Annotated in this window: 17 protein-coding genes and 2 pseudogenes; 13 read left to right on the top strand and 6 right to left on the bottom strand. The window is 46.9% G+C overall.

Features of this window, described 5'->3' with window-relative positions:
* Positions 1 to 7: 7 nt before the first annotated feature.
* Both QUA58_RS31630 and QUA58_RS31635 read left to right on the top strand, forming a co-directional pair.
* A pseudogene (locus QUA58_RS31630) lies at positions 8 to 1,375 on the top strand (Ig-like domain-containing protein); the annotation flags it as partial.
* 7 nt (positions 1,376 to 1,382) lie between these two features.
* Positions 1,383 to 1,766: pseudogene (locus QUA58_RS31635) on the top strand (pentapeptide repeat-containing protein); the annotation flags it as partial.
* Here QUA58_RS31635 and QUA58_RS31640 read toward each other — a convergent pair.
* On the bottom strand, positions 1,659 to 2,084 hold the full coding sequence (locus tag QUA58_RS31640; RefSeq protein ID WP_445301898.1) for a pentapeptide repeat-containing protein: 426 nt from the start codon (positions 2,082 to 2,084) through the stop codon (positions 1,659 to 1,661). The pseudogene QUA58_RS31635 and the gene QUA58_RS31640 sit on opposite strands and share 108 nt — an antisense overlap.
* Positions 2,085 to 2,266: 182 nt before the next feature.
* Here QUA58_RS31640 and QUA58_RS31645 point away from each other — a divergent pair, with 182 nt between their 5' ends.
* Entirely contained in the window at positions 2,267 to 3,211 is a 945-nt protein-coding gene (locus tag QUA58_RS31645; protein ID WP_445301899.1) for a calcium-binding protein, read from the top strand.
* Positions 3,212 to 3,524: 313 nt separating this feature from the next.
* On the opposite strand, the gene QUA58_RS23715 is transcribed toward QUA58_RS31645, so the two are convergent.
* Positions 3,525 to 3,683 (bottom strand): hypothetical protein, encoded by a 159-nt coding sequence (locus tag QUA58_RS23715; RefSeq protein WP_333248372.1) that lies wholly within the window; start codon positions 3,681 to 3,683, stop codon positions 3,525 to 3,527.
* Between the two features lie 427 nt (positions 3,684 to 4,110).
* Between QUA58_RS23715 and QUA58_RS23720 the strand changes: the two genes are divergently transcribed.
* On the top strand, positions 4,111 to 8,241 hold the full coding sequence (locus tag QUA58_RS23720; RefSeq protein ID WP_333396317.1) for a choice-of-anchor Y domain-containing protein: 4,131 nt from the start codon (positions 4,111 to 4,113) through the stop codon (positions 8,239 to 8,241).
* A gap of 302 nt (positions 8,242 to 8,543) precedes the next feature.
* Here QUA58_RS23720 and QUA58_RS23725 read toward each other — a convergent pair whose 3' ends face one another.
* Positions 8,544 to 10,160 carry a Ppx/GppA phosphatase family protein gene (locus tag QUA58_RS23725; protein ID WP_333248367.1) on the bottom strand — a complete coding sequence of 539 codons (1,617 nt, stop codon included), beginning with the start codon at positions 10,158 to 10,160 and terminating at the stop codon, positions 8,544 to 8,546.
* A 218-nt stretch (positions 10,161 to 10,378) separates the two neighbouring features.
* On the opposite strand from QUA58_RS23725, the gene QUA58_RS23730 reads away from it, so the two are divergent.
* From QUA58_RS23730 to QUA58_RS23760, 7 genes are all read left to right on the top strand, one after another.
* On the top strand, positions 10,379 to 11,263 hold the full coding sequence (locus tag QUA58_RS23730; RefSeq protein ID WP_333396319.1) for a 4-hydroxybenzoate solanesyltransferase: 885 nt from the start codon (positions 10,379 to 10,381) through the stop codon (positions 11,261 to 11,263).
* Between the two features lie 276 nt (positions 11,264 to 11,539).
* Entirely contained in the window at positions 11,540 to 12,250 is a 711-nt protein-coding gene (locus QUA58_RS23735; protein ID WP_333396321.1) for a hypothetical protein, read from the top strand.
* On the top strand, positions 12,243 to 12,440 hold the full coding sequence (locus QUA58_RS23740) for a hypothetical protein (RefSeq protein ID WP_333396323.1): 198 nt from the start codon (positions 12,243 to 12,245) through the stop codon (positions 12,438 to 12,440). Before QUA58_RS23735 ends, QUA58_RS23740 begins: the two co-directional genes overlap by 8 nt.
* Before the next feature lie 198 nt (positions 12,441 to 12,638).
* Complete coding sequence (locus tag QUA58_RS23745; RefSeq protein WP_333396325.1) at positions 12,639 to 13,136, top strand: TIGR00725 family protein; 498 nt, start codon at positions 12,639 to 12,641, stop codon at positions 13,134 to 13,136.
* A gap of 8 nt (positions 13,137 to 13,144) precedes the next feature.
* Positions 13,145 to 13,663 (top strand): hypothetical protein, encoded by a 519-nt coding sequence (locus QUA58_RS23750; RefSeq protein ID WP_333088158.1) that lies wholly within the window; start codon positions 13,145 to 13,147, stop codon positions 13,661 to 13,663.
* Between the two features lie 471 nt (positions 13,664 to 14,134).
* Positions 14,135 to 15,019: a substrate-binding domain-containing protein gene (locus QUA58_RS23755; protein ID WP_333248354.1), complete on the top strand. Its 885-nt coding sequence runs from the start codon at positions 14,135 to 14,137 to the stop codon at positions 15,017 to 15,019.
* Positions 15,020 to 15,159: 140 nt separating this feature from the next.
* Complete coding sequence (locus QUA58_RS23760) at positions 15,160 to 16,983, top strand: ATP-binding protein (RefSeq protein WP_333309503.1); 1,824 nt, start codon at positions 15,160 to 15,162, stop codon at positions 16,981 to 16,983.
* 58 nt (positions 16,984 to 17,041) lie between these two features.
* Here QUA58_RS23760 and wecB read toward each other — a convergent pair whose 3' ends face one another.
* A complete protein-coding gene (gene wecB, locus QUA58_RS23765; protein WP_333248350.1) occupies positions 17,042 to 18,172 on the bottom strand; it encodes a non-hydrolyzing UDP-N-acetylglucosamine 2-epimerase in 1,131 nt (376 codons plus the stop codon).
* Between the two features lie 212 nt (positions 18,173 to 18,384).
* Here wecB and QUA58_RS23770 point away from each other — a divergent pair, with 212 nt between their 5' ends.
* The gene (locus QUA58_RS23770) at positions 18,385 to 18,960 is read left to right on the top strand and encodes a pseudouridine synthase (RefSeq protein ID WP_333396327.1); all 576 of its coding nucleotides are present in this window, start codon (positions 18,385 to 18,387) and stop codon (positions 18,958 to 18,960) included.
* A gap of 116 nt (positions 18,961 to 19,076) precedes the next feature.
* Here the strand turns inward: QUA58_RS23770 and QUA58_RS23775 are convergent, their stop codons facing one another.
* The gene (locus tag QUA58_RS23775) at positions 19,077 to 19,916 is read right to left on the bottom strand and encodes a hypothetical protein (RefSeq protein ID WP_333248349.1); all 840 of its coding nucleotides are present in this window, start codon (positions 19,914 to 19,916) and stop codon (positions 19,077 to 19,079) included.
* Between the two features lie 196 nt (positions 19,917 to 20,112).
* Here QUA58_RS23775 and ctpB point away from each other — a divergent pair, with 196 nt between their 5' ends.
* The gene (gene ctpB / locus QUA58_RS23780; RefSeq protein WP_333248347.1) at positions 20,113 to 21,432 is read left to right on the top strand and encodes a carboxyl-terminal processing protease CtpB; all 1,320 of its coding nucleotides are present in this window, start codon (positions 20,113 to 20,115) and stop codon (positions 21,430 to 21,432) included.
* 143 nt (positions 21,433 to 21,575) lie between these two features.
* On the opposite strand, the gene QUA58_RS23785 is transcribed toward ctpB, so the two are convergent.
* Positions 21,576 to 22,481 (bottom strand): vitamin K epoxide reductase family protein, encoded by a 906-nt coding sequence (locus QUA58_RS23785; protein ID WP_333248345.1) that lies wholly within the window; start codon positions 22,479 to 22,481, stop codon positions 21,576 to 21,578.
* Positions 22,482 to 22,528 lie beyond the last annotated feature (47 nt).

Raw genomic sequence — 22,528 nt, forward strand, 5'->3', positions numbered from 1 at the left:
GATAGGTATTAATGTCACAAATCAGCCGCCGCAGGCAAATAGTGACCGTTACAACACTCCCCACGACAAGACACTCAATGTCGTAATTCCCGGAGTCCTGGCCAATGACATCGACCCCGACGGCGACACATTGACGGCCAAACTGGTATCCTTGCCAAACAACGGCAAGATCAATTTTAACCCTGACGGTTCCTTTAGCTATACTCCCAATCCCGGTTTTGTTGGGTTGGAGGAATTCAGCTACAGTGTCAGCGATGGAACTTTCACATCAGCGTCTGCTGTGATAGGTATCAATGTCACAAATCAGCCGCCGCAGGCAAATAGTGACCGTTACAACACTCCCCACGACAAGACACTCAATGTCGTAATTCCCGGAGTCCTGGCCAATGACATCGACCCCGACGGCGACACATTGACGGCCAAACTGGTATCCTTGCCAAACAACGGCAAGATCAATTTTAACCCTGACGGTTCCTTTAGCTATACTCCCAATCCCGGTTTTGTTGGGTTGGAGGAATTCAGCTACAGTGTCAGCGATGGAACTTTCGTGCCTGCGACCACTCAGATAGGTATCAATGTCACAAATCAGCCGCCGCAGGCAAATAGTGACAGTTACAAAACCCTGCACGGTCGAGTGATAAACGTTCCTGTGGCTGAGGGAGTTTTAGCCAACGATAGCGACTTGGACGGTGATTTGCTGACGGCAACGAAAGTCACAAATCCCAACAATGGCACTCTCGGATTTAATAAGGATGGTTCGTTTACTTATACTCCGAATCCTGGATTTGTTGGACTCGATAGCTTCACCTACAGTGTCAGTGACGGGGCTGCTACTTCACCAGAAATTTCGGCAAATATCAATGTCATAAACAATCCGCCCACAGCAAATCCCGACACCTACAGCATCAGTGCGGGAAAAGCCCTCAACGTCACAGTGCCGGGAGTTTTAGCCAACGACTCCGACGCAGATTTAGACGCGCTGACTGCTGCGGTGGCCGCAAATCCGACGAAAGGGTCGATCGCCCTCAACAAAGACGGTTCTTTCGCTTATACTCCTAACGCTGGCTTTTCAGGGACAGACACCTTTACCTACACAGTCAGCGACGGAATAGTTAACTCTACACCCGCTACAGTGACTGTTAATGTCAGCAATAACCCACCTGTCGCGATTCCTGACAACTATACAACTTCTTTTAATACCCCTCTCAACGTGGCAGGGTTGGGAGTCTTAATCAACGATACAGACCCGGAAAACGATCCGCTGAGTGCAATTTTGGTGACTGGGCCGACTAAAGGGGCGATCGCCCTCAACGCTAACGGTTCCTTCGATTACACTCCGAATACTGGTTTTGCAGGGACAGACTCTTTTACCTACAAAGCTAATGACGGGAAAGCTGATTCTGCGATCGTCACCGCCAGCATTGTTGTCGATAACCCTCCGACAAGTCCGACTCCGACAAGTCCGACTCCGACAAGTCCGACTCCGACAAGTCCAACTCCGACAAGTCCAACTCCGACAAGTCCTACACCGACAAGTCCAACTCCAACAAGTCCTACACCGACAAGTCCAACTCCAACAAGTCCTACACCGACAAGTCCAACTCCAACAAGTCCGACTCCGACAAGTCCGACTCCAACAAGCCCGACTCCAACAAGTCCTACACCGACAAGTCCAACTCCGACAAGTCCGACTCCGACAAGTCCAACTCCGACAAGTCCAACTCCAACAAGTCCAACTCCGACAAGTCCGACTCCGACAAGTCCGACTCCAACAAGCCCGACTCCAACAAGTCCGACTCCGACAAGTCCGACTCCGACAGAAAGTCCGACTCCGACAAGTCCAACTCCGACTCCGACAGAAACTCCGACACCGACAAGTCCGACACCGACAAGTCCAACAAGTCCGACACCAACAAGTCCGACACCAACAAGTCCGACACCAACAAGTCCGACACCAACAAGTCCGACTCCTGCGGGAACTCCGACTCCAACAAGTCCGACTCCGACAAGTCCAACTCCGACAAGTCCAACTCCGACAAGTCCGACTCCGACAAGTCCGACTCCGACTCCTGCGGGAACTCCAAGTCCGACTCCGACTCCGACTCCTGTTGACTCTGACAGTGTTGTCGGCGGCGATGCCGATCGCACTTGCGACGACATTACCCTACCCGCGATCGCTTCGATTCCCGGCGCTAATTCAGTCGATCGCACTTTTAACGGCACTGACGGCAACGACTTCCTCACCGGCAGCAATCTCAGCGATGCGATTAATGGTCTCAACGGCAACGACATTCTGCAGGGAACACTCGGCAACGACAATATTTACGGGGGAGTGCCCAGCAATGTCCCCCTCGGCGCGAATGCAGACAGAGACGTGCTGCTTGGTGGCAGGGGCAATGATTACCTCAACGGCAACGCAGGCGAAGATTTCATTTTCGCGGGTAAGGGCGATGATGTGGCGAGTGGTGGCAAAGATGATGACTTGATTTGGGGCGACAAGGGCAACGATACTATGGTGGGGTCTGAGGGTAACGACTGCTTGTTTGGAGGCAGTGTTAACCCGTCTAGCCCTGACTCTACCGGACGCGATCTGCTGTTTGGCGGTACTGGAAACGACTTTTTACATGGGGGAGATGCTGCCGATACTCTCAGCGGCGATGAGGGCAACGATACGGTTTATGGCGGCAAGGGCAATGATGTGGTGGTGGGGGGTACGGGCAACGATCTGCTGTTGGGCGATCGGGGCAGCGATACTCTTTGTGGTGGTGATGGGGACGATACTATTCTCGGAGGCAGCGCGATCGCTTTTAACGGCGAACCTGATTCCCTGTGCGGCGGTGCCGGTAATGACTTGATGTTTGGCAATGGCGGTGATGACAAACTGTGCGGCGGGGAGGGGAACGATACTCTCTACGGCGGTAAAGGTGACGATACTCTGACGGGGGGATTAGGTAATAATACTTTGATTGGTGGTGTTGGGGGCGATCGCTTCTTGTTAAGTGCAGGTGAAAACAGCGATGTAATTGCTGATTTCACAAAAGGTGAAGATTTGTTGGAATTAACTGGCGGTTTAAGTTTTGCTGAACTGAGTATTACCCAAAATGCCAATACAACTTTCATCTGGCTCCGTCAAAACGGTCAACTTTTAGCTGCTTTGAATGGAGTGTCAGCTAGTGCGATCGATCGCAGTGATTTTATCGTGTTTGGGTAAGCAGAACTTCATTGTGTTTGGTGCGTCAGGCAAGATAATTCTCAAATAGATACAAACCAATAATTCTTGTGGAACAGGCTCTTCGAGCCTGTTTTTTACAGGTTTTGAGAGGATTCGTCTCTTGGGTACAGAAAATCTCACTACTGACATCAAGTTCGATGGATTGACCGCGATTATTGTAGGGGATCGCTTCACTAATAGACTTGAGTTGCATAAATATTCGATCGAGCCGATTAACCGCAGATTTCAAGCGGATTAACACTGATGGACGCAGATAATTCAATAATTGAAAGCGATTGAGTCCAACTCAATTCTAATATTGACACTGAAAACAATAGAGCCCATCAACGCGCCCCGGCCCCTCGATTACGTGCGATCGACCAGGCTTGATATGACCCAATACGCTGCCATCGGCTTTCACCATGTGAAAAATAAATACTGCGATCGCCACGATCGGGATGTTCGCAATCACAAAAAAAATTAACTCAACCGTATTTCTCGATCGAGGGGATGGCTAACCCGGATTTGGTATGATATCTTGTCCGATCGATTGACAAGGATAAAATTGGTTCGTAGTGCGGACTTTAGTCCGTAACCGAGCTGGACTAAAGTCCGCACTGCGAACCGTTTTTGTTATGGTAATTGATCGGACATGGCATGAAGTGCTCGCAAAGCGAAAAAAATACGGCGTTGCAAAGCCGGAGATCCTCCCCATCCCAACTTTATACTTGACACCGATCGGCAGTCAAGATATTATTTGTGTACCCAAAATCACATACAACGGCGATTGTACGTAGAAACTACTGAGAGTTTGATTACGTAAACTAAATTATAGTAATTGTTAAAAAATCACAGTAGTTGATAGCTAAAACCATCATCTCAAATTTAGGTGCATCTAAATGGGACAGATAATTATTAACGAATTCCGGCGCGCTACTGGAGACTTGACTGGCAACGAGTATGTAGAGTTACTGCTGACAGAAGATGTAAGTGCAACTCAGCTTCAGAGCTATTTCGTGGGCGACTCAACTCTTCCAACAACAGCCAAATATTCTGCTTACCAATTTACGAATATGGCGAGTATTGCTCCTGTGTTTAAAGCAGGAACAATAATTGCGATCGGCGGTTCGCCCGCCAATCAAGAGATTGCCTACAACCCCATACCGTCGGGAACAAATAATGATTGGAACATTAGATTGAGCCTTGAAGGTGGATTTTTGACAAAGCTGCTCCCCGTGGGAAATTTTGATGGGGATTTCGCGGCTTCAGATGTTGTTTATGTTGATAATACTAGCACTACAAATTTCGATACAGTAGATGCGATCGCCTGGAGGACATCAGGAAACCACGGAGCCTTTGGCAGTGCAGCTAAAATGCAAATTTCCGCACCAAACAACGGGGGAATTGTCGAGTTTTTTAGCGCTCTTGGTGGTGTCAGCGTCACTGCTAATTATGCCGTCAACAGTCCCGGTTCCTTGGGTTTGCCCAACGGCGGAATTAACACTATTTATATTAACAGCCTCCGCAACCCGCAAGTCAACAGCGCTCCAACTTTGGGAAATTCAAATTTTAATACACTCCTCCCAATTAATGAAGATACAACCAACGCAGCTAACACAGGTTTTACTCCTTTAGCCATCACCAGCGAGTTAGGAAGTAACAATGCTAATAGCTATGTTTTGGGTGTTGCAGTCACCACCGCAGACAATACTAACGGCAATTGGCAATTTTCAACTAACGGCAATACTTGGACAAATTTCGACACCGTGTCGGAAACTTCAGCGACAGTGCTCGGCCCTAGTCTTCTTTATGATGGATCGCTTGGCAATACACCCAGTTCACAAAATTGGCTGTCTTTGACAAATTTAAATTCTATTTCTCCTACCGATACTGCTTCCGAAATATTGAGCGGAAATGGAGTTAATTTAAATAGCACTGCTGCCGGTAGCATCTATGCTGGCTATACAAATAATCCTTTAAATCCGTCATTTCCACCGCTCGATCGCAATTCTGGCTTTAGCTTAGGTTTTAATCTACAAATTATCTCAGAAGCGCGCACTAATCCAAATCAAGCGGGTTTGAGCATTATTGCCGTTACGAGCGATCGCAAAGCAATTGAAATCGGTTTCCAGCAGCTATCTGCAACTTCCGGCAACATTTTTGCCCAAGCAGACGGCATTACTCCCAATCCGGGCGGACAAACTAACAGCTTATTTGTCGCCGCCGAAAGTGTTGCTTACAACACCAATAGTGCTACTAATTACACTCTCAGAGTGTTCGGCGACAATTACTTTCTTTCAGACGGCAGCGATATCATACTAACAGGCCCGCTGCGAGATTATTCTGGATTTAGTGGCGCGATCGATCCTTACGAAACTCCTAATTTTTCATTTCTCGGTGACGGCACAACCGAGGCGCAAGCTAATATCAACTTGACTGGGGTTTCCCTGCTAACGCCTGCGAGAGTCCGCTTTGCACCCAACCCAGACTATTACAGCATTTCTGGAAGCGAACCCACAATTACTTTTCGGGGGTGGGATGGAAGGAATGGGGCGGGTAACGGTACTGCGGGCGTTAATGCTTCAGTGACTGGGGGAACAACGCCGTTTAGCACTAATAGTTTGACATATTCGATCGCAGTTAATCCAGTCAACGATGCACCTTCGTTTGTCAGTGGGGGCGATCGCACTTTCAGTAGCAAATCCGGCGCGCAAACCATCCCCGGATGGGCGACTGTCATTTCTCCAGGCCCGGCCAACGAATCGGGACAAACTGTGGCTTTTCAAGTGGTAGGGAATGATAATGCTGCTTTGTTTAGTGTACAACCTGCGATCGACTCGGCGGGAATGTTAACTTTTATACCGACGGCAGGGGCGATCGGCAGTGCTAATATCACCTTAAACCTGAAAGATAATGGCGGCACAGATAACGGCGGTGTCGATACTTCCCCCAACCAAACTTTCACTATAAACCTGACTAATCCCGGCACATTCAACTTCAGCAACCCCAATTACAGCGTTAATGAAAACGGTCAGTTTGCCACAATTACCGTTACTCGCACTGATGCTACTAATGTGGCTGCTGCTGTCAGTTACACTACAAGTAATGGCACTGCTAATGCTGGCAGCGACTATAACCAGACATCGGGAACATTAAATTTTGACATTGGCGAAAGTGTGCAAACTTTCACGATTGCCATTGTGGATGATTCCGAAATAGAACAAAATGAAACTGTTAATTTAAGTCTGAACAATCCCACTAACGGAGCAGATTTAGGAGCAATTTCTAGTGCTCTTTTGACTATTGTAGATACAACTCCGACTCCGACGCCAATTCCGACGCCAATTCCGACGCCAATTCCTGCGGAAACTCCGACGCCAATTCCGACGCCAATTCCTGCGGAAATTCCGACTCCGACTCCGACGCCAATTCCGACGCCAATTCCTGCGGAAACTCCGACGCCTGCGGAAATTCCAATTCCCACTCCGACGCCAATTCCGACGCCAATTCCTGCGGAAATTCCAATTCCCACACCGACTCCGACGCCAATTCCTGCGGAAATTCCAATTCCCACACCGACTCCGACGCCTGCGGAAATTCCAATTCCGACGCCAAATCCTGCGGAAATTCCAATTCCCACACCGACGCCAATTCCTGCGGAAATTCCAATTCCCACACCGACTCCGACGCCTGCGGAAACTCCAATTCCGACGCCTGCGGAAACTCCAATTCCGACGCCAATTCCTGCGGAAACTCCAATTCCGACACCGACTCCGACGCCTGCGGAAACTCCGACGCCTGCGGAAACTCCGACACCAATTCCGACGCCAATTCCGATATCTGCGGAAACTCCAATTCCGACGGCTAAACCTGGGGAAACGCCGATCGCAAATCAGAATTCGATCGCCCAAACTACATCTCCACCAACCGAAACCCCCAAACCTGCGGTAATTCCTGCTGCTTCGGAAGACTGTACGTGCGATCAGCTAAATTTACCCGATCGCGCTTCCATTCCCGCCCAAAATATCCCTGCAAACACCCTCAGCGGTACAGACAGCAGGGATTCCCTAACCGGCAGCAATATTAATGACAGCATCAACGGTTTTAACGGCAGCGACTTGCTAATGGGCTTATTGGGTAGCGATAATATTTACGGTGGTTTTGCTAGCCCGGTTGCTTTGGGCCCGGATGCAGACAGCGACACCATATTTGGCAACGAAGATAACGACTACATCGTCGGGCACGCTGGGAATGACATTATTTATGCGGGTAAAGATGATGATTTGGCGATCACAGGCAAAGATGATGACGTAGTTTGGGGCGACAAAGGCAACGATACCTTGCTTGGGGATGAAGGTGGCGATCGTTTATTTGGCGGCACTTCTGACTCGTCTGAGGGCGACTTAACAGGAAAAGATTTGCTTTTTGGCGATCGCGGCAACGACCTTTTATACGGGCAAGAAAGCGCAGATACTCTGGTTGGGGGCGAGGACAATGATACCATCCACTGCGGCAAAGATAACGATCTAATTTGCGGCGATTCGGGCAATGATTTGCTGTTTGGAGATTTGGGAAGTGACACCATCTGTGGCGGCGAAGGCGATGATACAATTTTCGGAGATACTGACAATATCGCGACGGATGCTAGCAGTCAAAAAGATTATTTGTGCGGCGGTAACGGCAACGATCTAATTTTTGGCGGTGGAGATGCGGATCAATTGTGCGGCGGTGAGGGTAGCGATACTCTGTGGGGCGACAAGGGTGATGATACTTGGATTGGGGGAAGCGGGCGCGATTACTTTTGCTTGACTGCGATGGAAGGTGGCGATGTTATTGTTGATTTTAGGCAAGGTGAGGATTTATTGGTTTTGATGGGAGGCTTAAAGGTCGATCGACTCAGCATAGTTGAAGAAAACACTACAACTTTTATCAAAATTGCCAACACAGATCAAATCTTAGCTAGCCTCAAGGGTGTGCCAGCTAATCTCATCACCCAACAGGATTTTACAGTAATTGGGCTTGGTTTGTAGATAAGACGGCGGTTTCAACCGCGTCTACACAAACTCTTTGAATATCTGAGTGAGTTGCTTTTCGGTTTGTCTAGCCCGGACAAACCACTTAAATCCAACGCACAAAGCGTCAGCAAATAGCCACATCACCTTGATTTATCCTCTCGTTAATTAATCCACCCTGCCTTCTTAGGGCAGGCTAGGGGCGATCGGGAGGAGTATGGAGTTAAACACAATATTGGTACTACACTTGGGGTTAAGTTGAAACTAATGGTGCGAAGTACGCACCCTAAAGTTTCTCGTTTTCCGGCTCTGAGTATTCTTTAAACTGTCACGATATTCGGTTCCAAAGTTGCCACTAATTTGAGATTGTACTCATCTTCAAAACAGGGCTTTTTATAATCCAAACTCCACATTTCCAGAGCGCAATCGTCCGCGGGGTTGAGCGGTTGCAGCCGCAAGTGAAACTCTCGCACTTCCGGGCGGTGTTCGCATTTGAAGTCAGCAATAGCGCCAATTTGCCGCCTATCTAAAGCCACAGCCAACCGCAGAAAAGGATGCAGTTTACTCACTACTTCTCGGTATCTTTTCGGGAGAATTTGAAAATTTTCATGCTTCTTTTTGGGAGGATTTTTGCGGTGATATCGAGCTAGATTAGCAATTACTTCAATCTCTGTTTCAGTGTATCCCAATAACTCACCATTGCGAATTAAATAGTAAGAATGCTTGTGGTGCGCCGAATGACTGACGTACAAACCGGAGTTGTGCAGAATCGCCGCCGCCCACAGCAACTCGCGTTCTTCTGTTCCCCAATTGTGTAAAATTCCTTGGGTTTGGTCGAACAAATTCAGGGCAAATTCGGCGGTTCTTTCACTTTGTTTTAAGTTAACTTGATATTTTGCAGCCATGTGTAGAACGCTGCGCTGGCGGATTGAACCTTGATAGCGCAAGCGGTTTTCGATCAAACCGCGGCTCAGCATCCAGTCAACTATTACGCCTTCTCTCAAAGATCGATCGCACACAGTGAGCGATTCCATCCCTAATAGTGTCATCGCTTCCTGCAAAATCAAAGCGCCGGCGAGAATAATTTCCGCCCGCTTATCAGACATTCCGGGAATTGCCAGCCTTTCCGAGTAAGAAAGTTTGCGAAAGCGATTGACTAAATCGCGCAAATCTTTTAAACTTAACTGATAGCCAGCTAGCGGACTCGGAACTGTTCCCAACTTTTCGCGAGCGTTAATTGCAGCCAGAGTTTCGATGGTTCCAGCAGTGCCAATTAAGCGCAGATGTTCGTCTGTCTTGAATTGCGATCGCAATTCGTCGATCGGTCTTTCCAGCGAAATCCGAATATAAGCTTGCAAATAGGCAAACTCCTCCTTGCTAATCGGGTCAGTTTTGACAAATTCTCCAGTCAGGCGTACAGCACCAATTTTGGTACTGGTGAGACAGCGCGGTTCAGAACTATCTCCTAAAATCAACTCAGTAGAACCGCCGCCAATATCAATAATTACCTGGGACTGATTGTTAAATTCCATTCCCGAAAGTACGCCGAGATAAATTCTCCGCGCTTCTTCCTGACCGGAAATTAAGCTAACATTCAGGTCTAATTCCTCAGCAACTCGTTTGAGAAAATCCCGCCCGTTAGGAGCTTCTCGAACCGCACTCGTAGCCACAGCGATAATTTGTTCGGCGTTGCAAGTTTTAGCAATGTCTAGAAAACGGCTCAGAGTGACGATCGCCCTTTCCATAACCTCAGCCTTTAAACAGCCTGTTTTTGCTTCGGAATCGCCTAACCGAACCGTATCTTTTTCTCTAGCAATAATCGCAAAGGCGGGTAATTTCGGATCGATCCGCGCCACCACCATGTGAAACGAGTTAGTACCCATATCAATAGCAGCAATAATGCGATTTGACTCCGCAGAAGCACTTGAATTAACCATTGGAGTGTATGGGGGTTGATAGATATTATGATTATTTCACGAATCCAGTTAGGCATCCTATGAAATCAGCAAAAATCGGGAATTAGGGCATCGGGCATCGGGCATCGGCCAAACAGGGCATCGGGACATACATCACTTTTTTGAGAACCGCTATATTAGGTGATTTTGCCTAAAATTTGATAACATTTAATGTTAAAAATCTAAAATCTAGAATTAAAATGCTTCAAGAGTCCGATCGCCCAACCGAATCCACATTGCTAACCATCATAAAGCTTTTGAGGTGGGACAAACCAGCAGGAAGGCTGATTTTAATGATTCCAGCCCTGTGGGCCGTCTTTTTAGCATCAGACGGGAGGCCGGCCGCAGCATTGGTGGGCGTAATTGTGTTGGGTACCTTAGCCACCAGTGCGGCGGGATGCGTGATTAACGACTTGTGGGATCGCGATATCGATCCCGAAGTCGAAAGAACGCGATCGCGCCCCCTAGCATCCCGCGCCCTGAAAGTGCAAACTGGTATCGGAGTTGCTTTAATTTCCTTTGCAAGCGCCGCCATTCTCGCCTTTTATCTCAATCCTTTAAGCTTCTGGCTGTGCGCTGCCGCCGTACCAGTAATTATCTGCTATCCCCTAGCAAAAAGAGTCTTTCCAGTGCCGCAATTAGTATTATCAATAGCCTGGGGATTTGCCGTATTAATTAGTTGGAGCGCGGCCGTAAATCAATTAGAAATAGCAACTTGGCTGCTGTGGGGAGCAGTCGTGTTTTGGACGATGGGATTTGACACAGTTTACGCGATGAGCGACAGAGAAGATGATTTGCGTTTGGGTGTGAATTCCAGCGCCATATTTTTTGGGGATAATGCCGCTAATGCTGTGGGTTTTTTCTTTGTTGGGACTGTCGGTTTGTTAGCAGCAATGGGAATTAATTTACATTTGCATATTGGCTTTTGGATAGCGATTGGTGCGGCAGCGATTTTGTGGGTTTTGCAGTACAGTCAACTGCGAAAGACCGACATTCCGAATCCCGTTTACGGTCAAATTTTCCGCCAAAATGTTTGGGTGGGGTTTGTGATTTTGGCGGGGATGATTGTTGGGGATATTTTTTGATAAGTTCCCCAATATCAAGTGTAGGTTAAGTTTAACGCTCGTGAAACAAAACTTACACTTGCTCAGAATCGTGAAGCTGAGAAATAAAAAGTGGGTTCCAGAAACACTCAAGTGAAAGCAAAAAAATAGTAGCAGTGAAGATTAAAGCAATCGACGACGATCGCCAAAAATTCAGTTTATTTACTTGACAAAATAACTCTTGTAAGCTACTCTGAAAGCACCTCTACATTTAAATTGTCATATAAAATTTTATTCATAATGTAGACCCTACACTTTATGATTCAAAAAATCCGTGAAGCTCTTGCATTATTCGCATCAAACTTTGTGCTGTTTAGTTTGATAGTGCTAACAGTATGGTTGCCGGGGTCAATTCTGTTGATATATTTGCGCCTGTACGTTTTTCCGGGGATGAATGGCGGAGACGAGTTGCGTATAACCATTCAAGAGTTGCGAATGTCGCAATTCATTGAAGGCTCGTTTGGTACGCTGTACGTGGGTGCATTACTTCATGCACTTGCTCAGTTGAAGCGGGGATTTCATCCAACTTATCGTGAGTCCATGACCCACGCAGCACGAAAGTGTTTCAAGCTGTTCGGAACTCGTTTTGTCACGGGATTTATTGTGCTAGGTGGTTTAATTCTTTTCATCGTTCCAGGTGTCATCTTCGCATTGCGCTATGCACTAATTGATGCCGCTGTGGTGCTGGAAGGTGTAGAAGGCTCGAAGGCTCAAAAAATGAGTGCGAATTTGACTCAAGGGAAAAGATGGAAGATATTTTGGACGATGATTCTGACCTATCTTGGATTGTTTATTGCTTCGATGATTGTGTCTTGGATTTTGTATTTACCGCTATCATTAATTGGACAACATGATAACTTTGGAATCGAATTAATCTACCAGTGTATTGCGAGTATTCTTTCTGCATTGCCCATCATAGTTTTGTTTTTGTTCTACTGGGATGCAAAAAATCAGCAGCCGGTTGTCTAGGGTAAGTCTGATGTCTAACAGTGCGATCTCCTACTATCAAGGTGACTATTCAGGTAATAGCTCTATCTACGATCCTGCTCAAAATTATCAAATCGTATTTGCCCGTTCAAGTTATGAAGAAGCTAAACTCTGCCTATTAGAAAATGAATACGAACGAGTAGAACGTCGATTACAAATGTCAGCAGCATAAACCCTATTGTTCAGACACAATAAAAGTGCGAGCGCCCGTTATACAATCAAAAAGGCGATAGATAATTTTATCCGGCGGTAAGCTACGAATTTTTTCTATCAGGTTGGTTTCGAGACTTTTAGCGCTACTCATTTTCTTTGACCTGTTTAATAAAAAAATAACACACATTCTTCCCAACCAGATACTCAACCATAAAATATGAAAAAAACTATCATTGGCATCATGGGCCCAGGCGAAAGTGCCACATCAACTGACTTAGAAAACGCCTATCAACTCGGACAACTCATCGCCGAAGCAGGATGGATATTGCTAACTGGCGGCAGAAATCTCGGCGTGATGGATGCCGCCAACAAAGGTGCAAAATCAGCTAATGGTTTAACAATCGGCATCCTTCCGGGAAACGATACTCGCGGCATTTCCGAGGCTGTAGATATTGCCATTGTCACCGATATGGGAAACGCCAGAAATAACATTAATATTCTTTCTTCAGATGTCATAATTGCCTGCGGTACGGGCGCGGGTACCGCTTCGGAAATTGCCCTCGCCATCAAAGCTCACAAGCAAGTTATTTTGTTAAATCATAGCTGGGAAAGTCAACTTTTCTTTAAAGATTTAGGCAAAATTAACATTTTTGTGGTACACAATGCTGTAGAGGCTATGAATCAAGCTCGCGAAATCCTAGCAAATCCCAGATGAAATTCAAGATGAAAGTAAGCAAATTCAACTTTTGTGCGATCGCAATTTTCCTAACTCTGGGTATTTTCGGCAGTACCAAAGCAGACGGAGGAATTGCACAGTTAAGTTTCAGCAACCAATCCACTCAAACTTTAGCACAAACCCTCCCTCCACCTCCTGCCACACAGCCTGTTACCGAACCAGAAGCGCCCCCGATTCTTAGCGAATCCGCGCCGGATCAAATAGCTTTAGCAACCCATTTGCAGACGATCAAAGCTAAAATGTACGGTGCTTACTGGTGTCCTCACTGTCACACCCAACAAGAACTTTTCGGCAAACAAGCATTTACCGCGATTACTTACATTGAGTGCGATCCCAGGGGGAAAGATGCTCAACCTGATTTGTGCAAAGCTGCGAAGATTCAAGCTTATCCCACTTGGGAAATTCGGGGCAAATATTACACCGGCAGGCAATCTTTGGAAAAACTTGCTCTTTTATCCGGTTATAAAGGCAGCAGCAATTTTGTGCCACAACTTCCTTCTCCTTAAGAATATCTAACTGACAAGGCAAACATTCTTAGCGACACCACCGAAACTCACCTAAATCAAATGATTTCTGATTTTAGTCGTTTTACCTCGATCGCAAATCGATCTATGAAGCTCAAAAAAAACTCATCTGTAACTGGCAATTAAGATAAATTAGTCAGGATAAAAGCTTCCCGATTGACCTGTAACAGTAATTTTTACTCTATCGGGCTGCATAGTCTGCGAGCGCATCTCTCATAAGTATGATGCGCTCGCTAATCATATCAAACAGCATCACAAAACGTTGCGATGACTCGTTGCAAATTTTAATTATTTAGAATAAGATTTATTAAGGATGAAATCAACCGTGAAATATCAACTCCTTTTTTTTATCCCAACCTAAAAAATTGATCGAGTTGGGTTCACTATAAAATCATCAAAAACTTGAGTTTCTACTACCCAGCTCATCTTGTTAAATAGCATAGGAATTTTTCAATGAAACCGAATTTAGTTACGGTAGCTTTAAGTGCGATCGTCCTCCTAGGGCTGCCCAGTTGCAGTACGACGACCAGCAGTGCCACCACGACAACAGCGCCCACGACTGCGGCAACGCAAACCCAAACCTCGATCAAAGTTGGGGGATCAAGCAGCACGTTGGGTCTGATTAAGGTGCTGCAAACCAACTACGAAGCTACCGCAAAAAACGTCAAAATTACCCAGCTAGAACCGGGGCAGTCTGAAAATATAATTGATGGGATTAAACAGACATTAGTCGATCTAGGTGTAATCTCGAAAAAATTAAAGCCAGAAGAAAATGATGGCACTTTAGAGTCTCGCGAGGTGGTTCATGATGCCCTTTTAGTTGCCACTCATCCCAGCGTCACAGGGGTGAAAGACCTCACGACTGAAGACCTCAAAGGTATTTATAGTGGCAGCATCACCAACTGGAAGGAACTCGGAGGAACCGATGCTAAAATTGTACTGCTCGATCGCCCAGAAGATGAATCTGCCAAGCGACTCTTGCGGGAATATTACCTAGGAGCAGATTTAAAGAATTCATTAGAAGCAATCGTATTTCGGAAAGAAGGGGAATTGATCGAGGCAATTCAAAGCACTCCTTACAGCATCGGTACCTTTTCCCTTGCTCACGCCATTTCCGAAAAACTACCTGTCAACCGCCTCAGCCTCAACGGGGTTGAACCAACACGAGAAAATGTCAAAGCGGGCAAGTATCCGATGGTTCGGACAATTTCAATTCTCTGGCACAAAAAACCGACCGAGGCTACCCAAGCGCTACTTCAATACATCTCTAGTCCGCCAGGAATCAACGCGATTGAGGAGTCTGGCTTTATTTTCGTGACCCCATCCGCCAAGGATTAAGAGCTGTGGCCATCCAATCCAGATACGCGCGGTTACCCGTTTCCGCCAAGTTGTTATCGCCTCTGTTATTTGCATTTCTGAGTCTATGGACTCTCGGAAGCTTGGGTTTTGGTTATTTTGCTAGAAACAGCTTAGAACAAATGGCGCGAAAGGAGATCGTGGATCTGGCTAGTATGCTGCGGGAATCTCTAAAGCAAAGGCAAGAATCACTCCGTTTGAAAGCCCGTTCGGTGAGTGAGGATAATGATGTCATCACAGCAGTAATAAAGGGCGATCGCCCTTTATTGCTGCGGACTATATTACCAATCCAAGCTGGTCTTAAACTGGATTTGATCAGAATAGTTGACGCTGATGGTCAAGTCTTAGTGTCTTCACAGTTGGGAGCAATAAGACAGGCGACATTGCAGGATGCCTCTGTGAACCGTGCCGCCCGAACCGGACTAGAGTTATCGGGAATCCTCCTGGCCCAAAACAGGGCTCCGTCTTCCATGATTGGGTTAATATCAATCAAATCATCTCAAAAGATCCTAGCTGGTTTGGTTGCGGGATTAGCCATTGACGATACAGCGCTCCAGTCGATTCGTGGCAACACATCCATACATTTGGTGGCTTTTGACGGCGAGAAGGTGACGGCTGCTACTTTGCCACTTCCGCGCGATCGACCTTGGCAATTTCGACAGCCAGACGGGTTGCCCACCAAAATCAGGATTGCAGGTGAAGAATACCTGATCGCAACAATCGAATTACAAAGTTTTGATGGGGCAAATCTCCAAATTGCTGTACTCAAGTCTGCTAAGGAAATAGACGAAGCAGAACAGCATTTATGGTTTGTGGTGGGCGGCTTTGGTCTATTAGGAAGTGTCCTGATCGCAGTCGTGATGATCGGAGGTTTCCGTCTCACCCAAGCTCTGAGCCGTCGCATTCAAAGACTGACTGAGGCAACCCAGGAATTGGCCAGAGGCAATTTAGCCATTGGTATTCCGGTTGACAGTCAGGATGAAGTGGGGCTTTTAGCTGAGGGATTTAAGAGTATGGCAGAGCAACTTATGGCTCGCGATCGGCAACTGAACCAACAGGTGCAACAACTAGAGAGTACCCTTGAAGAACTGCACCGCACCCAGAGTCAGATGGTGCATAACGAAAAAATGTCGGCACTGGGGCAAATGGTGGCAGGGATAGCGCACGAAATCAACAACCCGGTAAGCTTTATCTACGGCAACCTGTCTCATCTCAACGATCACATCCATGACTTAGTGCGATTACTAGATGCCTATCAAATGGATCATCCCAACCCGTCCCCATCAATTCAAGATGACCTAGAGGATGTGGATCTAAACTTCCTAAAAGAGGATCTCACTAAGATTCTTAAGTCGATGAAAGTGGGCAGCGCTCGCATTCGGGACATTGTGGTTTCGTTGCGTAGCTTTTCTCGTCTGGATCACTCGGAATTCAAGGCTGTCGATCTCCATGAAGGCATTGATGACACTTTGATGATTTTAGAACATCGCCTTCAAGCCAACCCAGAACGCCCAACCATTGAAGTAGTCCGACAATATGGCGAGGTACCGTTGGTAGAATGCTATGCAGGTCAACTTAATCAGGTGTTTATGAACTTGCTATCAAATGCGATCGATGCTTTGGAAGAGAGCAATGAAGGACGTAGTTTTCAGGATATTGCTGACCAACCGAATCGGATTTGGATTAAGACTACCAAAACAAAAAAACAGTGGGTGCAGATTGCGATCGCCGATAACGGTACAGGTATTCCAGAGAAAGCGCGATCGCGCCTATTCGATCCCTTCTTCACTACTAAACCCGTAGGCAAGGGGACAGGATTAGGCTTATCCATTAGCTATCAGGTGGTGAAGGAAAAGCATGGAGGAAAACTGTGGTGTGATTCCACCCTGGGCGAAGGCACGAAGTTTGTGATTGAGATTCCCATAGAGGTCGGACTCAGCCAATAAATAGTTGAGCATCGGTTTGCAGTTTTTCGACTCACTGTCAACCGTCAACCGTCAACCGTCAATTGTCAACTGTCTTCTCACTAAAATACTCTTCAACAATTTTCAAAATCCGCGACGCAGCCAAACCGTCACCAAAGGGATTAATTGCCATTGCCATTGCGTCGTAAGCTGTAGAATCACTCAGCAATTCTGCGGCTGCTGTGAAAATTGTATCAGAATTTGTACCGACAAGTTTAGCGGTTCCGGCGGCAATTGCTTCTGGTCTTTCTGTGGTTTCTCGCAATACTAAAACTGGCTTACCCAAACTCGGTGCTTCTTCTTGCAAGCCGCCGGAATCTGTGAGAATTAAATGACTTCTCTGCATGGCTCCTACTAATTCGGCGTAGTCCAATGGTTCAGTTAAAAAGATTCTTGGATGGTCGCCCAAAAGAGCTTTTAATGGTTCCCGAACTGTCGGATTTCTATGCAGCGGTAAGAGTAAGGCTGTATCGGGAAATTTATCGAGAATTTGGATGAATGCCCTGGCAATTCCTGCTAAGGGTTTTCCCCAATTTTCGCGGCGGTGGACTGTTGCTAAAATAGTGCGATGTTTGCTCCAATCTAGGTTGGGAATTTTGCATTCTGGTTCGCGTTTGGCGACGGATAACAAAGCGTCGATTACTGTGTTGCCTGTACGGTGAATTTCTCCTAAAACGCCCGATCGCCCTAAATTCTCTGCAGCCAGCGCTGTTGGGGCAAAATGCAGCCTTGTGAGCTGAGATATCAACCGCCTGTTAGCCTCTTCGGGATAGGGATTGAACACGTCGTCTGTCCGCAATCCGGCTTCTACGTGACCGACTGGTATTTTCTGGTAAAATGCAGCTAAAGCTGCTGCAAATGCTGTTGTTGTATCGCCCTGCACTAATACGATTTCTGGCTGCAATTCCTTAAAGCAAGCTTCCAAACCCTGCAAGCTGCGGGATGTAATGTCGGTTAGGGTTTGCTGGTGCTGCATAATTGCTAAATCGCGATCGGCTTTCAGGTCGAACATTTGCATTACTTGCTCGACCATTTCTCGGTGCTGACCGGTTAAAATTACTTGGGTGTCAAAGATTGGTGAATTTTTGAACAGTTGAATTACAGCGGCTAGTTTGATCGCTTCCGGGCGAGTTCCTAGGACGATACAAACGCGGTGTGTGGCTTCGGGCATGGTAAAATTGGGTAGTTGAGATTTGCGAGGCTGTTAAAGGCAGAAGATTTTATAGCTGGTTTGAATCGTTGGTTAATAAGATTTTTTTTAACCGCAGAGGGCGCAGAGGGCGCAGAGAAGGGAGAAAATAGAGAGATAAATAAAATAGTTTTTTGACGATTTTATATCTTTTCTAGTCGCAATTTTTGTACATTTTTATTTGTTAATTGGTCATGCCCTATCGCTACATTCTATTTTACAAACCTTACGATGTTTTAACTCAGTTCACTGATAATTCCAGTGAGACTAAACGGAGTACCCTTAAAGACTATATTCCGATTCCTGACATTTATGCAGTTGGAAGGCTCGATCGCGATAGCGAAGGTTTGTTGCTGTTAACGGATGACGGACAAATGCAGCACCGCCTCAGCGATCCGAAATTCGCTCATCCCCGCACTTATTTGGTTCAGGTGGAACGGGTTCCAGATGCAGGCGCGATCGCCCTTTTGCAAACTGGTGTCACAATTCAAGATTATCGGACTCGATCGGCAAAAGTGCAATTATTATCAGCAGAACCCCAATTACCGCCCCGCCAGCCCCCGATTCGATTTCGCAAAAACATTCCCACACCTTGGCTGGAAATGACTCTCACAGAAGGCCGCAACCGCCAAGTGCGCCGGATGACCGCAGCAGTAGGGTTTCCGACGCTGCGGCTGGTGAGAAGTGCGATCGGGCATTTGCAACTAAATGACTTGAAACCCGGTGAATGGCGCGAATTAACTCAAGCTGATTTGAGATTTGAGATTTGAGATTGCAGAATTACAGTCAACAGTCAACAGTCAGTAGGGGCGGTGGATGGTGCGGGCCCGCCCTCAACAGTCAACAGTCAACCGTTAACAGTCAACCGTCAACAGTCAACAATCAACTACTTTCTGGGCGGCAAAATAAAACTCTCGTTTCCATCCTTATCTTTTTTTACCTGAGCTCCCAACTTAACAAGAGCTTGTTTCGCCCTTTGCCGCACCAACTTATCAGTTGTTTGAGCATAAACCGTACTCCAAGCATTAAACCGCACCGGCACGCTATCTGGATCTCGGCGCAAATACTCAGCAGTTGCTCGAAACAGCGGCGCTAATTTCGGGCCGTCGGCTGTGTTTTCTACCCAATCAGCGGCCATTTCGTGAGAGCGCATTGAGTCGGGAATATCGCCCAACAGCAGCAACTCATCAAGACCTTTGGTTCGCCACACAATCCACGCTTGGGGATTATTTTCCCGCGAAAGGGCGTTAGTACCGCGCTCTATAAACTTAACAGCAGTTTCAGGCTTTCCCTGATAAAAAGAAACGGCTGTGGACAGAAACAGGTAGATGTCAGCCCAGCGTGGATCGCGCCGAGTAATTATGTCAAAATAATCTTGACTGAGATTGTAGCCCGTCACATCTCGGGCTTCATCGTCGCCAAAATACTGCAAAAATTTCAGAAATGTCCAGTCGGCAATTAAATTGTCAAACCCAAAACTAGGAAGTGTTTTGAGCATTTTTAGCCGCAGGGCTTCTTGCTGCGCTTCTTGCTGGGAGGCTTGCTTGAAACTGGCGGCAGACATTGCAGAGACCGGCTTTCGTTCCGGAACGCTAACTGCGGGCATTCCTCCCAATTGCCCGATCGACTGCATGGTAATCACTCCCGCCAGCGCTGCTATACCGATAACTCCATTAACGAGCAGGCTCAACCACTTACGCGAAAATTGTTTGATTTTAGCTTCCACGGCACCTTCAAATCCAAGTTTAAAATTAAGTTTATTAAAATACAGTAACGATTGGTTGGCGATCGGCTATGAATCTCGTTAAACTATCCAAAGGGATGGTGGAGCCTCCACACAATAGTTTAAATGGTAGTTTGAGATTTTTTAGCAATATAAAATCTCAAATCAAAAATCTAAAATCGAATTGAGCCAAAATTCAATGAATCAAGCCCGCAGACGCTTTTCTATGTTACAGGCAGCCCTGTTCACTGGGGCGATGGCCACAACCGCTTCGATATCTTTACTCGTTCCTGGCCTGAGTCAATCAGTCCGCGCCGAGCTTCAAGATAGCCCCAAAGCTGTCTTAGACGAAGCTTGGCAAATTGTGAACCGAGACTATGTTGATGGCAGCTTTAACAAGACTGACTGGCAAGTGGCCCGCCAAGAATTGTTGAGCAAAAACTATACCTCTCGCGAAGCTGCCTACACCGCTCTCCGCAAAGCCCTAGAGAAATTAAACGACCCCTACACGCGCTTCATGGACCCGAAGCAGTACGAAGCGCTGACGAATCAAACCTCCGGGGAACTGACAGGGGTGGGGATGAGGCTGGAACAAGACGAGAAAACGAAAGCGATTACGGTAGTCGAACCGATGGAAAATTCCCCGGCCCTGAAAGCAGGGATTCAAGCGGGCGATACGATTTTGGCGATTGATGGCAAAACTACCAAGGACTTGACTGTCTCGGATGCGGCTCAGATAATTCGGGGCGACGAAGGCACGAAAGTTTCGCTGCGGATGGCTCGTCCGGGCAAAAGCGAGTTTGATATTACTCTCACTAGGGCGAGAATTGAGGTAGCTGCGGTTCGCTACAGCCTCAAGGATGAAGGGGGTGAAAAAGTAGGTTACATCCGCTTGCAAGAGTTTAGTTCCCACGCGGGCGAACAAATGGAGGCGGCGATTAAAAAGCTCTCGGCTCAAAAAGCTGACGCTTTTGTGTTGGATTTGCGGGGGAATCCCGGCGGTTTGCTGCGGGTGAGCATTGATATTGCCCGGATGTGGATGGATACAGGGGCGATCGTCCGTACAGTCGATCGCGCGGGCGATTCTCAGGAAATGCGGACAAACCGCACTGCGCTCACTGACAAGCCTTTGGTGGTGCTCGTGGACGACAACTCGGCCAGCGCCAGCGAGATTTTGGCTGGTGCTCTCAAGGACAACAAGCGCGCAACTGTGATCGGCACCCAAACTTTTGGCAAAGCTTTGGTGCAGTCGGTGCATTCTTTGTCTGACGGTTCGGGATTGGCGGTGACGATCGCACATTACTATACTCCCAACGGTACGGACATCAGCCACAAGGGCGTTACTCCCGATGTTAGGGTGGAAATCACCGACGAACAAAAGCTGACATTAGCTAACAAACCGACATTGGTTGCGACTAAGGACGATCCTGTTTACGCGCAGGCGATCGCACTTTTGAAAACTACCGCGGCCTCAACCCGCCCCGTTGCGGCTAATGAGACTCTTACTCCTGAGAAGTAGTTGAAAGCGTAAGCTATTAACAATTAGTTTTAAGATAAAACCCGCATCGGCGGGTTTTATTTTTGTAGCCACGGCAGGAGGAGATTGCTATGATTAGGTCGATCGCCAAAAATCAATCAATCAATCAATCAGCGATCGTGATTTTAAAGATTTTTAAATTCGCGAGTTCCCTGATAGCCAGATAAATCTCCTAACTCCTTCAACGATTTTTGCCCTTGGTAAAACTTACCGTTAATTTCCCAAGTGGGAGTCCCCTGAATCTTCGCAGCTTGACAAAGATCAGGCCTCGCATTTTTCCCTTGAGGATTGCACTCGATATAATTGATAATGCGAGCCGCTTCTTTGCCAAAACTTTCTTTCTGCATCTGACAGTGATCGCAGGTAAAAGAGCCGTACATTTTAGCTCCCACTCTTTTTAAATGCTGTGCTAAAGCAATTTCCGAAGTACCGGAAGATGTTGTAGTCTTCATGCTAGTCTCCCTAGCAGTACCGAGATTATTCACATCGGCATAAAGAGCGAGAGAAGAAATCAGCACTAACATAGATACCAGAATTCCAATGAAAAATAGTTGCCCAATATCATCCCATTCGCGACCGATTAATGCTAAGACAAACAAGCTAGTTGCAAACAAAGCAGACGCAACACAATAAATACAAGTTGCTTTGATGTCAACAGTGAGTACGTACATCAAATAGCCACTAAAAATCATCATTGCTGTACCGCCAGCAAACAGCAATAGTCCCGTCCAAGACTCTAACTTAGAGCGGAGAGCCTTCTGTTCTGCCGGATTGACTAATAGGGGAGCTACGGCAAAAATTATCATGCTCAAATAGCCCAAAAACCCGAACAAAGAAAGAGGCAAACCAAAAACATAAGCATAGGGACTCGAAAGCACTATATCGCAGCCGGCTATGGGACAAGTTACCGCTCCTTGGGATAACTTGACGGCTGTTAGATAGGCAGTGATCGCAGCCCCAATACTTGCAATTCCTGCCATAATCGGACGGGAATAGCGGTGAATCCAAGGCAGAGAACGTTGACGACGCATAATATTTTTTCCTGTGCTGGATATTTCGCCAGACTAAAGTTTATTAC

The organism is Microcoleus sp. N9_A1, assembly GCF_036701795.1.
Classification (GTDB): Bacteria; Cyanobacteriota; Cyanobacteriia; order Cyanobacteriales; family Microcoleaceae; genus Microcoleus.

Bases quoted from the DNA above. Each gene is read 5' to 3' on its own strand.
- QUA58_RS23720 (WP_333396317.1), top strand. From the start codon at position 4,111: ATGGGACAGATAATTATTAACGAATTCCGGCGCGCTACTGGAGACTTG.
- QUA58_RS23725 (WP_333248367.1), bottom strand. From the start codon at position 10,160: ATGGTTAATTCAAGTGCTTCTGCGGAGTCAAATCGCATTATTGCTGCT.
- QUA58_RS23730 (WP_333396319.1), top strand. From the start codon at position 10,379: ATGCTTCAAGAGTCCGATCGCCCAACCGAATCCACATTGCTAACCATC.
- QUA58_RS23735 (WP_333396321.1), top strand. From the start codon at position 11,540: ATGATTCAAAAAATCCGTGAAGCTCTTGCATTATTCGCATCAAACTTT.
- QUA58_RS23745 (WP_333396325.1), top strand. From the start codon at position 12,639: ATGAAAAAAACTATCATTGGCATCATGGGCCCAGGCGAAAGTGCCACA.
- QUA58_RS23750 (WP_333088158.1), top strand. From the start codon at position 13,145: ATGAAAGTAAGCAAATTCAACTTTTGTGCGATCGCAATTTTCCTAACT.
- QUA58_RS23755 (WP_333248354.1), top strand. From the start codon at position 14,135: ATGAAACCGAATTTAGTTACGGTAGCTTTAAGTGCGATCGTCCTCCTA.
- QUA58_RS23760 (WP_333309503.1), top strand. From the start codon at position 15,160: ATGGCGCGAAAGGAGATCGTGGATCTGGCTAGTATGCTGCGGGAATCT.
- wecB (WP_333248350.1), bottom strand. From the start codon at position 18,172: ATGCCCGAAGCCACACACCGCGTTTGTATCGTCCTAGGAACTCGCCCG.
- QUA58_RS23770 (WP_333396327.1), top strand. From the start codon at position 18,385: ATGCCCTATCGCTACATTCTATTTTACAAACCTTACGATGTTTTAACT.
- ctpB (WP_333248347.1), top strand. From the start codon at position 20,113: ATGAATCAAGCCCGCAGACGCTTTTCTATGTTACAGGCAGCCCTGTTC.
- QUA58_RS23785 (WP_333248345.1), bottom strand. From the start codon at position 22,481: ATGCGTCGTCAACGTTCTCTGCCTTGGATTCACCGCTATTCCCGTCCG.